Source organism: Parabacteroides sp. TM07-1AC, assembly GCF_003480915.1.
In the GTDB taxonomy this organism is placed as follows: domain Bacteria; phylum Bacteroidota; class Bacteroidia; order Bacteroidales; family Tannerellaceae; genus Parabacteroides; species Parabacteroides chongii.
In genome coordinates this window covers 246,511-261,213 of record NZ_QUKD01000007.1, presented here as the reverse complement: position 1 = coordinate 261,213, position 14,703 = coordinate 246,511, and the positions used below count along the sequence as shown (strand labels likewise).

11 protein-coding genes and 5 tRNA genes are annotated in these 14,703 nt (G+C 42.4%); all 16 read left to right on the top strand.

Features of this window, described 5'->3' with window-relative positions; genetic code table 11:
- Positions 1-2: 2 nt before the first annotated feature.
- The 16 genes from hpf to DXD68_RS15415 all read left to right on the top strand — a co-directional run bounded on the left by hpf (position 3) and on the right by DXD68_RS15415 (position 14,391).
- On the top strand, positions 3-302 hold the full coding sequence (gene hpf, locus DXD68_RS15490) for a ribosome hibernation-promoting factor, HPF/YfiA family (protein WP_122362433.1): 300 nt from the start codon (positions 3-5) through the stop codon (positions 300-302).
- Between the two features lie 98 nt (positions 303-400).
- Positions 401-474: transfer RNA gene (locus DXD68_RS15485), tRNA-Thr, on the top strand.
- A 24-nt stretch (positions 475-498) separates the two neighbouring features.
- A tRNA-Tyr gene (locus DXD68_RS15480) sits at positions 499-581 on the top strand.
- A gap of 51 nt (positions 582-632) precedes the next feature.
- Positions 633-705 (top strand) — tRNA-Gly (locus tag DXD68_RS15475).
- Positions 706-716: 11 nt separating this feature from the next.
- Positions 717-788, top strand: a tRNA-Thr gene (locus DXD68_RS15470).
- Between the two features lie 52 nt (positions 789-840).
- Positions 841-2,028, top strand: a complete 1,188-nt coding sequence (gene tuf, locus DXD68_RS15465) for an elongation factor Tu (protein ID WP_122362432.1) — start codon at positions 841-843, stop codon at positions 2,026-2,028.
- Between the two features lie 49 nt (positions 2,029-2,077).
- Positions 2,078-2,150: transfer RNA gene (locus DXD68_RS15460), tRNA-Trp, on the top strand.
- Positions 2,151-2,169: 19 nt separating this feature from the next.
- On the top strand, positions 2,170-2,364 hold the full coding sequence (secE, locus tag DXD68_RS15455) for a preprotein translocase subunit SecE (RefSeq protein ID WP_007654183.1): 195 nt from the start codon (positions 2,170-2,172) through the stop codon (positions 2,362-2,364).
- A 12-nt stretch (positions 2,365-2,376) separates the two neighbouring features.
- The gene (gene nusG / locus DXD68_RS15450; protein WP_075558757.1) at positions 2,377-2,919 is read left to right on the top strand and encodes a transcription termination/antitermination protein NusG; all 543 of its coding nucleotides are present in this window, start codon (positions 2,377-2,379) and stop codon (positions 2,917-2,919) included.
- Positions 2,920-2,982: 63 nt separating this feature from the next.
- Complete coding sequence (rplK, locus tag DXD68_RS15445; protein WP_122362431.1) at positions 2,983-3,426, top strand: 50S ribosomal protein L11; 444 nt, start codon at positions 2,983-2,985, stop codon at positions 3,424-3,426.
- A 15-nt stretch (positions 3,427-3,441) separates the two neighbouring features.
- Positions 3,442-4,140 carry a 50S ribosomal protein L1 gene (rplA, locus tag DXD68_RS15440; RefSeq protein WP_007654180.1) on the top strand — a complete coding sequence of 233 codons (699 nt, stop codon included), beginning with the start codon at positions 3,442-3,444 and terminating at the stop codon, positions 4,138-4,140.
- 16 nt (positions 4,141-4,156) lie between these two features.
- Complete coding sequence (gene rplJ, locus DXD68_RS15435) at positions 4,157-4,687, top strand: 50S ribosomal protein L10 (protein ID WP_122362430.1); 531 nt, start codon at positions 4,157-4,159, stop codon at positions 4,685-4,687.
- 44 nt (positions 4,688-4,731) lie between these two features.
- Complete coding sequence (gene rplL, locus DXD68_RS15430; RefSeq protein ID WP_122362429.1) at positions 4,732-5,109, top strand: 50S ribosomal protein L7/L12; 378 nt, start codon at positions 4,732-4,734, stop codon at positions 5,107-5,109.
- Positions 5,110-5,215: 106 nt separating this feature from the next.
- Positions 5,216-9,028, top strand: coding sequence for a DNA-directed RNA polymerase subunit beta (gene rpoB / locus DXD68_RS15425; RefSeq protein WP_122362428.1), 3,813 nt, complete (start codon positions 5,216-5,218; stop codon positions 9,026-9,028).
- Positions 9,029-9,102: 74 nt separating this feature from the next.
- The gene (rpoC, locus tag DXD68_RS15420; RefSeq protein WP_122362427.1) at positions 9,103-13,395 is read left to right on the top strand and encodes a DNA-directed RNA polymerase subunit beta'; all 4,293 of its coding nucleotides are present in this window, start codon (positions 9,103-9,105) and stop codon (positions 13,393-13,395) included.
- Between the two features lie 132 nt (positions 13,396-13,527).
- Positions 13,528-14,391 (top strand): endonuclease/exonuclease/phosphatase family protein, encoded by an 864-nt coding sequence (locus DXD68_RS15415; RefSeq protein WP_122362426.1) that lies wholly within the window; start codon positions 13,528-13,530, stop codon positions 14,389-14,391.
- Positions 14,392-14,703: the final 312 nt, after the last annotated feature.

Genomic DNA, 14,703 nt, shown 5'->3' with positions numbered 1-14,703 from the left:
TTATGGACATTAGAATTCAAGCAATCCATTTTGACGCAACAGCTCAGTTAGAAGCGTTTATTCAGAAGAAAGTTAGTAAGTTGGAGCAATACTTCGACGGCATAATATTAGCAGAAGTAACGTTGAAGGTTGTGAAGCCTGAATCAGCTAAGAATAAAGAAGCTGCTGTGCGTTTGAAAATAAAGAATGGCGATTGCTTTGCGGAGAAGATAAACGACACTTTTGAAGCGTCTATTGACGAATGTGTTGAAGCTTTGGAAAAGCAATTAGTTAAATTCAAGGAAAAAATCAGAGCCAAATAAAAAAAACGGTAGATAAATTTGGTATGTAAGAAATAATATCTAAATTTGCAGCCGTTTCGCCTACCCGACGAAACGGCTTCTTTTAGAAAAGAAGGTTTGCCTCTTTAGCTCAGTTGGCCAGAGCACGTGATTTGTAATCTCGGGGTCGTTGGTTCGAATCCGACAAGAGGCTCAAAAGAAAAGTTTTTGACATATTGGGCAGTTACCAGAGTGGCCAAATGGGGCTGACTGTAACTCAGCTGTCTTTCGACTTCGGTGGTTCGAATCCATCACTGCCCACAACTAAGGAACAATCTAAAAAGCAGATTGGTTCGTGAAAGAATTAAAATTGCGGAAGTAGCTCAGTTGATAGAGCATTAGCCTTCCAAGCTGAGGGTCGCGGGTTTGAGCCCCGTCTTCCGCTCTTTTTATTTCGCCTGTGTAGCTCAGCGGTAGAGCACTTCCTTGGTAAGGAAGAGGTCCCGAGTTCAAGTCTCGGCACCGGCTCAAATGATGAATTTAGAACATGATCATTAATCAAATAAAGAACAATTAAGTTATGGCAAAAGAGAAATTTGACAGATCGAAACCACATGTGAACATTGGTACGATTGGTCACGTTGACCACGGTAAAACAACTTTGACAGCTGCTATCACAACAGTATTGGCAAAGAAAGGTCTTTCAGAACTGCGTTCATTCGATTCTATCGACAACGCTCCTGAAGAAAAAGAAAGAGGTATTACTATTAACACTTCTCACGTAGAGTATTCGACTGCAAACCGTCACTATGCTCACGTAGACTGTCCGGGTCACGCCGACTACGTAAAGAACATGGTTACTGGTGCTGCTCAGATGGACGGTGCTATCATCGTAGTTGCTGCAACTGATGGTCCTATGCCTCAGACTCGCGAACACATCCTGTTGGCTCGTCAGGTAAACGTACCGAGACTGGTTGTATTCATGAACAAATGCGACATGGTTGACGACGAAGAAATGTTGGAATTGGTTGAAATGGAAATGAGAGAATTACTTTCTTTCTATGATTTCGACGGCGACAACACTCCGATCATCCGTGGTTCTGCTTTGGGTGCATTGAACGGTGATGCAAAATGGGAAGATAAAGTAATGGAACTGATGGAAGCTTGCGATACTTGGATTCCGCTGCCTCCGCGTGAAGTTGACAAACCTTTCTTGATGCCGGTTGAAGACGTGTTCTCTATTACAGGTCGTGGTACTGTTGCTACAGGTCGTATCGAAACAGGTATCGTAAAAGTTGGTGAAGAAGTTCAGATCATCGGTTTGGGTGCTGACGGTAAGAAATCTGTTGTTACAGGTGTTGAAATGTTCCGCAAACTGTTGGATCAGGGTGAAGCTGGTGACAATGTAGGTCTGTTGCTGCGTGGTATCGACAAGAACGAAATCAAACGTGGTATGGTTATCTGCCACCCGGGTCAGGTTAAAGAACACTCTCGTTTCAAAGCTGAGGTTTATATCCTGAAGAAAGAAGAAGGTGGACGTCACACTCCGTTCCACAACAAATACCGTCCTCAGTTCTACATCCGTACATTGGACGTAACAGGTGAAATCACTCTTCCGGAAGGAACTGAAATGGTAATGCCTGGTGATAACGTAACAATCGACGTTGAGCTGATTTATCCGGTTGCTTGCAACGTTGGTCTTCGTTTCGCTATCCGCGAAGGTGGACGTACAGTAGGTGCTGGTCAGATCACAGAATTAGAAAACTAATTCAAAAAACAAATAATCGTAGCCAGTCTGTAACAAGACTGGCTATTTTACGGAACTAGCTCAGTTGGTAGAGCACTGGTCTCCAAAACCAGGTGTCGGGAGTTCGAGCCTCTCGTTCCGTGCTAAAAATCTATAGATTCGATGAAAAAGATAATTACTTATATTAAGGAATCTTATAACGAACTTGTTTATAAAGTTTCTTGGCCTACTAGAACAGAGCTTTCCAATAGTGCTGTGGTTGTTATGTTTGCTTCCCTTATAATCGCAGCAGTAATCTTTGTTGTAGACTTAGGCTTCGAAAGCGTAATGCGTTTCTTCTACGAGAAAATCTTTTAATCAGTTTTAGATATGTCTGATATCCAAAAGAAATTTTATGTTCTGCGTGCCATCAGTGGTAAGGAGAATAAAGTCAGGGAATATCTCGAGGCTGAGTTGAAGAATACGGATCTGGGTGAATATGTCAACCAGGTTTTGATTCCTACGGAGAAAACTTTTACTGTACGTAATGGTAAGAAAGTGATGAAAGAAAGAGCTTACTTACCGGGTTATGTTTTGGTAGAGGCTGCATTGGTTGGAGAAGTCGCTCATCGATTGAGAAACATTCCCAATGTAATTGGATTTTTGGGTGGGTCTGATAACCCTGTTCCGTTGCGTCCTTCAGAAGTAAGCCGTATTTTAGGTACGGTTGACGAATTGCAGGATCAGCAGGAAGAACTGGATATCCAATTTTATGTTGGTGAGAGTGTGAAGATCACTTTTGGACCGTTCAGCGGTTTCACGGGTGTAATCGAAGAAGTCAACGCCGAGAAAAAGAAACTCAAAGTGATGGTAAAAGTCTTCGGGCGTAAAACACCGCTTGAGTTGGGCTATATGCAAGTTGAGAAAGAGTAACGCTTTTGTTACGAGAAGTGTTTTCTTTCTGTTATTGATGTTATATATCTAAATTTTAGAAAAATGGCTAAAGAAGTTGCTGGACAAATCAAATTGCAGATTAAAGGAGGAGCAGCAAACCCTTCTCCCCCAGTAGGACCTGCCTTAGGTTCTAAGGGTATTAATATTATGGAGTTTTGCAAGCAATTTAATGCCAGAACCCAAGACAAGGCTGGTAAGATATTACCTGTGGTAATTACTTATTATGCTGATAAGTCTTTCGACTTTGTCGTTAAAACCCCTCCTGTTGCTATCCAGTTATTGGAAGCTTCCAAACAGAAGAGTGGTTCTGCTGAGCCGAATCGTAAGAAGATTGCTGAAATCTCTTGGGATCAGGTAAAAACTATTGCAGAGGACAAATTGGTCGACTTGAACTGTTTTACTGTTGAAGCTGCCATGCGAATGGTTGCCGGAACAGCTAGAAGTATGGGTATCACAGTTAAAGGGACATTCCCGGGTAATAATTAATAAACTTCAATTGAAATGAGTAAACTGACAAAAAATCAAAAGTTAGCTTTAGGCAAGATTGAAGCTGGGAAAGCATATACATTGAAGGAAGCATCAGCATTAGTAAAAGAAATTACTACTTCTAAGTTTGATGCATCAGTAGATGTGGATGTTCGTTTAGGTGTTGATCCTCGTAAGGCTAACCAAATGGTGAGAGGTGTTGTTTCACTGCCTCACGGAACTGGTAAGCAGGTTAGGGTTCTCGCATTATGTACGCCGGACAAGGAAGCTGAAGCAACTGCTGCTGGAGCTGACTATGTTGGCTTGGATGAGTATATCGATAAGATTAAAGGTGGTTGGACTGATATTGACGTTATCATCACTATGCCTTCAATCATGGGTAAGATCGGTGCTTTAGGTCGCGTATTAGGTCCTCGTGGTCTGATGCCTAACCCTAAGAGTGGTACGGTTACCAATGAGATCGGCAATGCAGTGAAGGAAGTTAAGCAAGGTAAGATCGACTTTAAAGTAGACAAATCCGGTATCGTTCATACATCAATCGGAAAGGTATCTTTCAATGCCGATCAGATTCGTGACAACGCTAAGGAATTTATTTCAACTCTTTTGAAGTTGAAACCGTCTGCAGCTAAAGGCACATATATAAAGAGCATTTATCTTTCAAGTACAATGAGCGCGGGTATTAAAATTGACCCGAAATCAGTTGAAGAAAACTAATTAAAATTATTGCACAATGAAAAAGGAAGATAAAGGCATAGTAATAAGCCAGCTTACAGAAACTGTAAAGGAATATCCTAATTTCTATTTGACTGATATCGAAGCATTGAATGCTGAGAAGACAAGCAAATTGAGAAGAGAATGTTTCAAACAGGACGTAAAGTTGGTTGTTGTAAAGAACAACTTGCTTAAAAAAGCACTGGAAAATGTAGAAGGTGATTTTTCACCGCTGCAGATTGCTTTGAAAGGCAATACAGCTGTTATGTTTTCACAAACAGCGAATGCTCCTGCTCGTCTGATCAAAGAATTTACTAAAGGTGCAAAGAAAGGCGAAATAGCTAAACCGGTATTGAAAGCTGCCTATGTACAGGAAAGTTTTTATGTCGGTGCTGAAAACCTGGAAGCCCTTGTAAATATCAAGAGCAAAAACGAACTTATCGGCGATGTTATTGCATTGTTGCAATCTCCGGCGAAGAACGTTATCTCTGCTCTTCAGTCATCAGGACAAACTATCCATGGTCTGTTGAAGACTTTGGAAGAAAGATAATTATTTAATATTTTACAGTAAACAATCATTTAAATCATACAAAAATGGCAGATTTGAAAGCTTTTGCAGAACAATTAGTAAACCTGACCGTAAAAGAAGTAAGCGAACTGGCTACAATCCTTAAAGAAGAATATGGTATCGAACCTGCTGCTGCAGCTGTTGCTGTTGCTGGTCCTGCTGCTGGTGGCGCTGCTGCTGCAGAAGAAGAAAAAACATCTTTCGATGTTGTATTGAAAGCAGCTGGTGCTAATAAATTGGCTGTTGTTAAGGCAGTAAAAGAATTAACTGGTCTTGGTTTGAAAGAAGCTAAAGATTTAGTTGATGGTGCTCCTAGCGCAATTAAAGAAGGAATCGCTAAAGCTGATGCTGAAGGATTAAAGAAACAGCTGGAAGAAGCTGGAGCTGAAGTTGAGCTTAAATAGTATTTATAACCTGGTTTCCAGGTGATTTGGTTAAGAGTCTCCCTAAAGGGGATTCTTAACCTTTTTGTGTCTATAATTTCAATAAGTTCAATAAATTCCTTACTAGATGTCTTCAACAGCTGAAAACCAAAGAGTTAATTTTGCTTCGATTAAGAATCAATTTCCGTATCCGGACTTTCTCGAAGTTCAATTGAAGTCATTCCAAGACTTTCTTCAACTTGACACACCTCCTGAAAAGAGAAAGAAGGAGGGATTGTATAAGGTGTTTGCAGAGAATTTCCCTATTGCAGATACCAGAAACAACTTTGTGTTGGAGTTCTTAGATTACTATATCGATCCGCCCCGTTATACAATCGATGAATGTATTGCGCGTGGATTAACCTATAGTGTGCCTTTAAAAGCAAAGTTAAAACTGTATTGTACAGACCCGGATCATGAAGATTTTGATACTGTTATCCAGGATGTATATTTAGGCCCGATTCCTTATATGACGGAACGTGGTACTTTTGTGATAAATGGTGCTGAACGCGTTGTAGTTTCACAGTTACACCGTTCTCCGGGTGTATTCTTTGGTCAGAGTACACATGCTAACGGTACAAAATTGTATTCAGCGCGTATCATTCCGTTCAAAGGCTCATGGATCGAATTTGCAACAGACATTAATAATGTGATGTATGCTTATATCGACCGTAAAAAGAAATTACCTGTAACTACCCTATTAAGAGCTATTGGTTTTGAAAGCGATAAAGATATTCTTGAAATCTTTAACCTGGCTGAAGAAGTAAAAGTTTCGAAAGCAAATCTGAAGAAACTGATCGGTCGTAAGCTGGCTGCACGTGTATTGAAAACATGGGTAGAGGATTTCGTGGATGAAGATACTGGCGAAGTTGTTTCTATTGAACGTAATGACGTTATCATCGACCGCGAGTCGGTTTTGGATAGCGACAGTATTGAAGCTATTTTGGAATCTGGTACGCAGAATGTATTATTACATCGCGAAGATCAGAATCTTTCAGATTATGCAATCATCTATAATACGCTTCAGAAAGATCCGAGTAACTCTGAGAAAGAGGCTGTACTATATATTTACCGTCAGTTGCGTAATGCAGAACCTGCAGATGAAGCAAGTGCCCGTGAAGTTATACAGAACCTGTTCTTCTCTGAAAAACGTTATGATTTAGGTGAAGTAGGCCGTTACAGAATCAATAAAAAGTTGAACCTTACTACCAGCAATGATGTAAAGGTTTTAACAAAAGAAGATATAATCGAGATCATCAAATATCTTATCGAGTTGATCAACTCGAAAGCTATTGTGGATGATATCGACCACTTGAGTAACCGTCGCGTACGTACTGTAGGCGAACAGTTATACAACCAGTTTGGTATCGGTCTGGCTCGTATGTCACGTACTGTACGTGAACGTATGAACGTTCGCGATAATGAAGTATTTACTCCGATCGATTTGATTAATGCGAAGACTATTTCTTCTGTCGTTAACTCATTCTTCGGTACAAATGCTTTGTCGCAGTTTATGGACCAGACAAACCCGTTGGCTGAGATTACTCACAAACGTCGTCTGTCTGCCCTTGGACCGGGTGGTTTGTCAAGAGAGCGTGCCGGATTCGAGGTTCGTGACGTTCACTATACACACTATGGTCGTCTTTGTCCTATTGAAACTCCTGAAGGACCGAATATCGGTTTGATCTCTTCTTTGTGTGTATATGCGAAGATCAATGATCTGGGGTTCATTTCGACTCCGTATCGTAAGGTTGTGAATGGTCAGGTTGACTTTGCTAACGAAAGCCTGCAATATTACACTGCGGAGGAAGAAGAGGAAATGACTATTGCACAGGGTAATGCTCCGCTGGATGAAAACGGCAAGTTTATTCTTGAAAGAGTAAAGGCCCGTTTCGAAGCAGACTTCCCTGTTGTGCCACCTTCTGAAATAGACTTGATGGACGTGGCTCCGCAGCAAATCGCTTCAATTGCTGCATCTTTGATTCCGTTCCTGGAACATGATGATGCGAACCGTGCATTGATGGGATCTAACATGATGCGCCAGGCAGTTCCTTTGTTGCGTACGGATGCTCCGATCGTCGGTACAGGTATCGAGGCACAGGTTGCCCGCGATTCACGTACACAGATCATGGCTGAACGTGACGGTGAAGTTGTATTTGTAGATGCAACTTGTATCAAGATTAAATACGACCGCACTGAAGATGAAGATTTCGTAAGTTTCGAAGATGCGGTTAAGACATATGTTATTCCGAAGTGGCGTAAGACTAACCAGAGTACGACCGTCGACCTTCGTCCGATCTGCCATCGAGGTCAGCGTGTAAAAGCTGGAGACATCCTTACTGAAGGTTATTCTACACAAAATGGTGAACTTGCTTTGGGACGTAACGTGAAAGTGGCTTATATGCCTTGGAAGGGTTACAACTATGAGGATGCTATCGTACTGAACGAACGTATGGTTCGTGAAGACTTCTTTACTTCTGTTCACGTGGATGAATATATTCTTGAAGTGCGTGAAACAAAACGTGGTATGGAAGAGCTGACATCTGATATTCCTAACGTAAGTGAAGAAGCTACTAAGGATTTGGATGAAAGAGGTATCGTTCGTGTAGGTGCTCGCATCGAACCGGGTGATATTCTGATCGGTAAGATTACTCCGAAAGGTGAATCAGATCCTTCTCCTGAAGAAAAATTGCTGCGTGCAATCTTCGGTGATAAGGCTGGTGATGTAAAGGATGCTTCACTGAAAGCTACTCCGTCTCTTCGTGGTGTTGTTATCGATACTGCTTTATTCTCTAAAGCTGTTAAGAAACGTAAGTCGAGATTGACAGATAAGGCTATTCTTCCGAAGTTGGATGAAGAATACGAAATGAAGATGGCCGACCTGAAAAATCTATTGGTAGAGAAATTATTAACTCTAACTAACGGTAAAGTTTCTCAGGGTGTCAAAGACTATATGAATACAGAAGTGATTGCGAAGGGAGCCAAGTTCTCTCGTAAAGCACTGGAAGATTTGGATTATAATGCTGTTCAGGTAAGTAAATGGACTGCCGATGCAGATAAGAACGAACTTATCAAGCAGGTTATCCTGAACTATCTGAAGAAATATAAAGAACTGGATGCTGAACTGAGACGTAAGAAATTCGACCTTACTATCGGTGATGAACTGCCTACTGGTATTGTTCAGATGGCTAAAGTTTATATTGCTAAGAAGCGTAAGATTCAGGTAGGTGATAAGATGGCCGGTCGTCACGGTAACAAGGGTATTGTTTCCAAGATCGTTCGTCAGGAAGATATGCCGTTCCTGGAAGACGGAACTCCGGTTGATATCTGTTTGAACCCACTGGGTGTGCCTTCTCGTATGAACCTGGGACAGATCTTTGAAGCTGTATTAGGTTGGGCAGGTAGAACAATGGATGTTAAGTTTGCGACTCCGATTTTCGACGGTGCTTCTTTGGATGACTTGAATGAAATGACTGACAAAGCCGGTATTCCCCGGTATGGTAAATCTTACCTGTATGATGGTGGAACCGGTGAGCGTTTCGACCAGCCGGCAACAGTAGGTGTTACTTACTTCCTGAAGCTGGGTCACATGGTTGACGATAAGATGCATGCCCGTTCAATCGGTCCGTACTCTCTGATTACTCAACAGCCTCTGGGTGGTAAAGCTCAGTTTGGTGGTCAGCGTTTCGGAGAGATGGAAGTTTGGGCACTGGAAGCCTTCGGTGCCGCACATGTTCTTCAGGAAATCCTTACTATTAAGTCTGATGACGTTGTAGGACGTTCTAAAGCTTACGAGGCTATTGTAAAAGGTGATCCGATGCCGCAACCGGGTATTCCGGAATCTCTGAATGTATTGCTTCACGAGCTGCGAGGTTTAGGTTTAAGCTTTACTCTGGATTAATTCAACAACAATATAAGTAGGTGGGTTTCGGCTCATCTACTTTATCTATTGATAACTCTTTATAAATAAACAATATGGCTTTTAGAAAAGAAAACAAGATAAAGAGTAACTTTTCAAAAATAACCATCGGTCTGGCTTCTCCTGAAGAGATTCTTGAAAACTCTAGCGGCGAAGTGTTGAAACCGGAAACGATTAACTATCGTACGTACAAACCTGAACGTGACGGTCTTTTCTGCGAACGTATTTTCGGTCCGATCAAGGATTACGAATGTCATTGCGGAAAATACAAACGTATCCGTTATAAAGGTATTGTCTGCGATCGTTGCGGGGTAGAAGTTACAGAGAAGAAAGTGCGTCGCGAACGTATGGGACATATTCATTTGGTTGTTCCTGTCGCTCATATCTGGTATTTCCGTTCTCTACCCAACAAAATCGGGTATCTGTTAGGCTTGCCTACCAAGAAACTGGATTCTATCATTTATTATGAACGTTATGTGGTTATTCAGCCGGGTTGTGTAGACACTGTTGCTGAATTAGACCTGCTTTCGGAAGAAGAATACCTGCAGATCCTGGATAACCTGCCAAAGGAAAACCAAATGCTGGAAGATACAGATCCTAACAAGTTCATCGCAAAGATCGGTGCTGAAGCCGTTTATGATTTGCTGGCTCGTCTGGACCTGGATTCTCTGTCTTACGAACTGCGTCACCGTGCAAGTACAGACGGTTCACAGCAACGTAAGAACGAAGCTTTGAAACGTTTGCAGGTGGTTGAATCTTTCCGTGCATCCAGAGGTCGTAACAAACCAGAATGGATGATCGTGAAGGTTGTTCCTGTTATTCCTCCCGAACTGCGTCCGTTGGTTCCGCTGGATGGTGGACGTTTCGCAACCTCCGACTTGAATGATTTGTATCGTCGTGTTATTATCCGTAATAACCGTCTGAAACGATTAATTGATATTAAGGCTCCGGAAGTGATCTTACGTAATGAAAAACGTATGCTTCAGGAAGCTGTGGACTCTCTGTTCGACAACTCTCGTAAATCGAGTGCTGTTAAGACAGATGCTAACCGTCCGCTGAAGTCACTGTCCGACAGTTTGAAAGGTAAACAAGGCCGTTTCCGTCAGAACTTGTTGGGTAAACGTGTTGACTACTCTGCCCGTTCGGTTATCGTTGTAGGTCCGGAATTAAAGATGCACGAGTGCGGTCTGCCGAAGAATATGGCAGCCGAACTTTATAAACCTTTCGTTATCCGTAAATTGATCGAACGCGGTATCGTAAAAACGGTTAAGTCTGCAAAGAAGATCGTTGACCGTAAAGAACCGGTTGTTTGGGATATCCTGGAATATGTAATGAAAGGTCACCCTGTGTTGCTGAACCGTGCACCGACACTGCACCGTTTGGGTATTCAGGCATTCCAGCCGAAACTGATCGAAGGTAAAGCTATCCAGTTGCACCCGTTGGCTTGTACGGCATTCAACGCCGACTTCGACGGTGACCAGATGGCTGTTCACTTGCCTTTAGGAAATGAGGCTGTATTGGAAGCACAGATGTTGATGCTTGCTTCTCACAATATTTTGAACCCGGCTAACGGTGCGCCTATTACCGTTCCTTCACAGGATATGGTGCTTGGTTTGTACTATATCACTAAAATGCGTAAGGGAACGCTGGGAGAAGGTCTCGTATTCTACGGTCCGGAAGAAGCGACTATCGCATACAATGAAAAGAAAGTAGATATACACGCACCCATCAAGGTTTACGTCGATAACGTAGAAGAAGACGGAAAACTTGTAAAGAAAATGATCGAAACTTCTGTCGGTCGTTTGATGGTGAACGAATTTGTTCCTTTCGAGGTCGGTTACATCAATGAAGTACTGGGAAAGAAGGCACTTCGTGATATCATTGGTAAGGTAATCAAGACTTGCGGTGTTGCTCGTACGGCTCAGTTCCTGGATGATATTAAGAACTTAGGATACTATATGGCATTTAAGGGAGGTCTGTCGTTTAATCTGGCCGACGTACTTATCCCGCCTGAAAAAGACGAACTGGTTAAAGAAGGTTACGATGAAGTGGAACAGATCCTGGCTAACTATAGCATGGGTTTCATTACCTTCAACGAACGTTACAACCAGATTATCGATACCTGGACACATGTCAACAGTAAGTTGTCTAATATCCTGATGAAGCAGTTGACTGCTGATAACGACGGATTCAACTCTGTATACATGATGATGGACTCCGGAGCCCGTGGTTCTAAGGAACAGATCCGTCAGCTGTCTGGTATGCGTGGTTTGATGGCAAAACCGCAGAAGAGTGGTGCTGAAGGTGGTCAGATTATTGAAAACCCGATCCTTTCAAACTTTAAAGAAGGTTTGTCTGTGTTGGAGTACTTTATCTCTACCCACGGTGCTCGTAAAGGTTTGGCCGATACCGCTTTGAAGACTGCCGATGCTGGTTACCTGACTCGTCGTCTGGTAGACGTATCGCATGATGTGATTATTAATGAAGAAGACTGTGGTACATTGCGTGGTCTGATTTGTACAGAATTGAAGAATAACGAAGAAGTGATTGCTTCTCTGTACGAACGTATCCTTGGCCGTGTATCAGTACATGATATTCAGCATCCGTTGACTGGTGAATTGATCGTAGCTGCCGGTGAAGAAATTCGCGAAGATGCCGCTAAGATGATTCAGGATTCTCCGATTGAAAGTGTGGAAATCCGTTCAGTACTTACCTGTGAATCGAAGAAAGGTGTTTGTGCTAAGTGTTACGGTCGTAACCTGGCAACAGGCCGCATGGTTCAGAAAGGTGAAGTTGTCGGAGTTATCGCTGCCCAGTCTATCGGTGAGCCGGGTACACAGTTGACACTGCGTACATTCCACGTCGGTGGTATCGCTTCTAACATTGCAACAGAAAACAGCATTACATCTAAATACGATGGTATCCTGGAAATTGACGAACTTCGTGCAGTAGATGCTGACGATGCAACTGCCGGAAAGAAGTATCAGGTTGTTGTAAGCCGTCTGGCTGAAATGCGTATCGTTGATCCGAATACGAAGATCGTATTGCTGACTCACAATATACCTTACGGTTCTAAGTTGTTCTTTAACAATGGAGACAAGATCAGTAAGGGTGACGTAATCATCGAATGGGATCCGTTCAATGCCGTTATCGTATCGGAAGTTTCCGGTAAGATCGAATTCGAAAGTGTAGTGGAAGGTGTTACTTACAAAGTGGAAAGTGACGAAACTACAGGTTTGAAGGAAAAGATCATTATCGAATCTAAAGATAAGACAAAAGCTCCGGCTGCTCATATCGTAGATGAAAACGGAAATTACCTGAAGAACTATTCATTGCCTTTGGGCGCTCACGTAGTTAAAGAGAACGGTGATTCGGTGAAAGCCGGTGAAGTTCTTGTTAAGATACCGCGTGCAGTTGGTAAGGCAGGTGATATCACCGGTGGTCTTCCCCGTGTTACCGAGTTGTTTGAAGCTCGTAACCCGTCTAACCCGGCTGTCGTTTCTGAAATCGACGGTGAGGTTGGCTTCGGTAAGATCAAACGTGGTAACCGCGAGATCACTGTAACCTCTAAGCTGGGTGAAGTGAAGAAGTACATGGTGCCTCTGTCAAAACAACTTTTGGTTCAGGAAAACGACTATATTCGTGCAGGTATGCCGTTGTCTGACGGTGCTACTACTCCTTCGGATATCCTTGCAATTAAGGGTCCGACGGCTGTTCAGGAATATATCGTGAACGAAGTACAGGATGTTTACCGTCTGCAGGGTGTGAAGATCAACGATAAGCACTTCGAAGTTATCGTTCGTCAGATGATGCGTAAGGTAGAAGTGGTTGATCCGGGAGATACTCGCTTCCTGGAACAGCAGATTGTTGATAAGCTGGAAGTAATGGATGAAAACGATCGTATCTGGGGCAAGAAAGTTGTTTTGGATCCGGGAGACTCTCAGACATTACAGGCTGGTCAGATTGTAACTGCCCGTAAGTTGAGAGATGAAAACAGTATGCTGAAACGTCGTGACATGAAACTTGTAGAAGTTCGTGATGCTGTTCCTGCTACTGCCAATCAGATCCTTCAGGGTATTACACGTGCTGCACTGCAAACAACTAGCTTCATGTCGGCTGCATCATTCCAGGAAACAACCAAGGTGTTGAACGAAGCTGCTATCAATGGAAAGGTAGACCGTTTGGAAGGTTTGAAAGAAAACGTTATCTGCGGTCACTTGATCCCGGCAGGTACAGGTCAGAGAGACTTCGACAAACTGGTTGTCGGTGCTAAAGATGAGTTCGAACGCATCTTCGCTAACCGTAAGAATGTTGTTGATTTCAATACAATGGATAAAGATGATGAGTAAAAAGCTCGTCTGATAATATAAAAAAAGGTTTCCGGTATTCCGGGAGCCTTTTTTTGTTTTTGTTCATTTGTTTAATCAGTATAGATAGTTTACTTTTGTCTGTCGCCTATAATAACTAAACATATAAATATCATGAAAAAGATTTTATTGAGTATTCTCTCTGTTTTATTGTTTGCCGGTTTCCTGTCGGCTAAGCAACCGGATGTACCATTGAAGGTAATGACGTTCAATATCCGAATGGATACAAAAGATGACGGAGATAATCAGTGGAGTAACCGGAAGGATCTGGCTGCTGATTTGGTAAAGTTCTATAACACGGATATATTCGGTGCACAGGAAGTGCTGAATCACCAGCTAAATGATCTTTTGAGCCGTTTACCCGAGTATGCTTATGTCGGTGTCGGCAGGGAAGACGGCAAGACAAAAGGCGAATATGCCCCGATCATCTATAAGAAAGACCGTTTTGTGCTAGAGGACAGCGGTAATTTCTGGTTGGCAGAAGATATGAATGCTGTAGGCAAGAAAGGTTGGGATGCCGCCTGTGAGCGTGTTGCTACCTGGGGTATCTTTAAAGATAAAGAATCCGGCAAACAGTTTTTCTTCCTGAATACCCATTTGGACCATATGGGGAAAGTGGCCCGCCATGAAGGTGCTTCACTGGTTCTGAAAGAAGCCCATAAGCTATCCAAGGGGCTGCCCGTTATTGTGACAGGTGATTTTAATGCAACTCCGGATGATGACCCTATCAAAGTGCTGACAGATGTAAATGATCCCCGGCACGTTACCCATACACGTGAGATTGCAGATTTGAAATACGGTCCGGAATGGACGTTCCATGATTACGGACGAATTTCCCTGGAAAGGCGGGAATGGATTGACTATATATTTGTAAAAGGTGACATAAAGGTCCTGAATAATGGTGTCTTAACCGATACGCTCAACCATCTTTATCCGTCCGATCATTGTCCGGTTATTGCCACTTTGCTAATTAAATAGAATATATTGGTCTATAAGTAAATGTACTTTGGAGTAATTCCATTTATATCTATTTTTATAGATGTTTTATTTTGTTAATTATCGGAGAAATATTAGTTAATAGCAACTTTGTGTTTGGAGGTTTTTTGTACAGTTTGTATCTTTGTTGCGTTCATGATGCAGATGTGCGTTTGAACTGAAAAACCTTAGCCTAAAAGTCAGGATAATAAATATTAAACACAATAAGGTATTTTTTTTACATTGGTCTAAAGAATTGAGAATTAAAAACACAACTGGAAAAGGGTCGCCTGTGAAGGTGGCCCTTTTTATTTG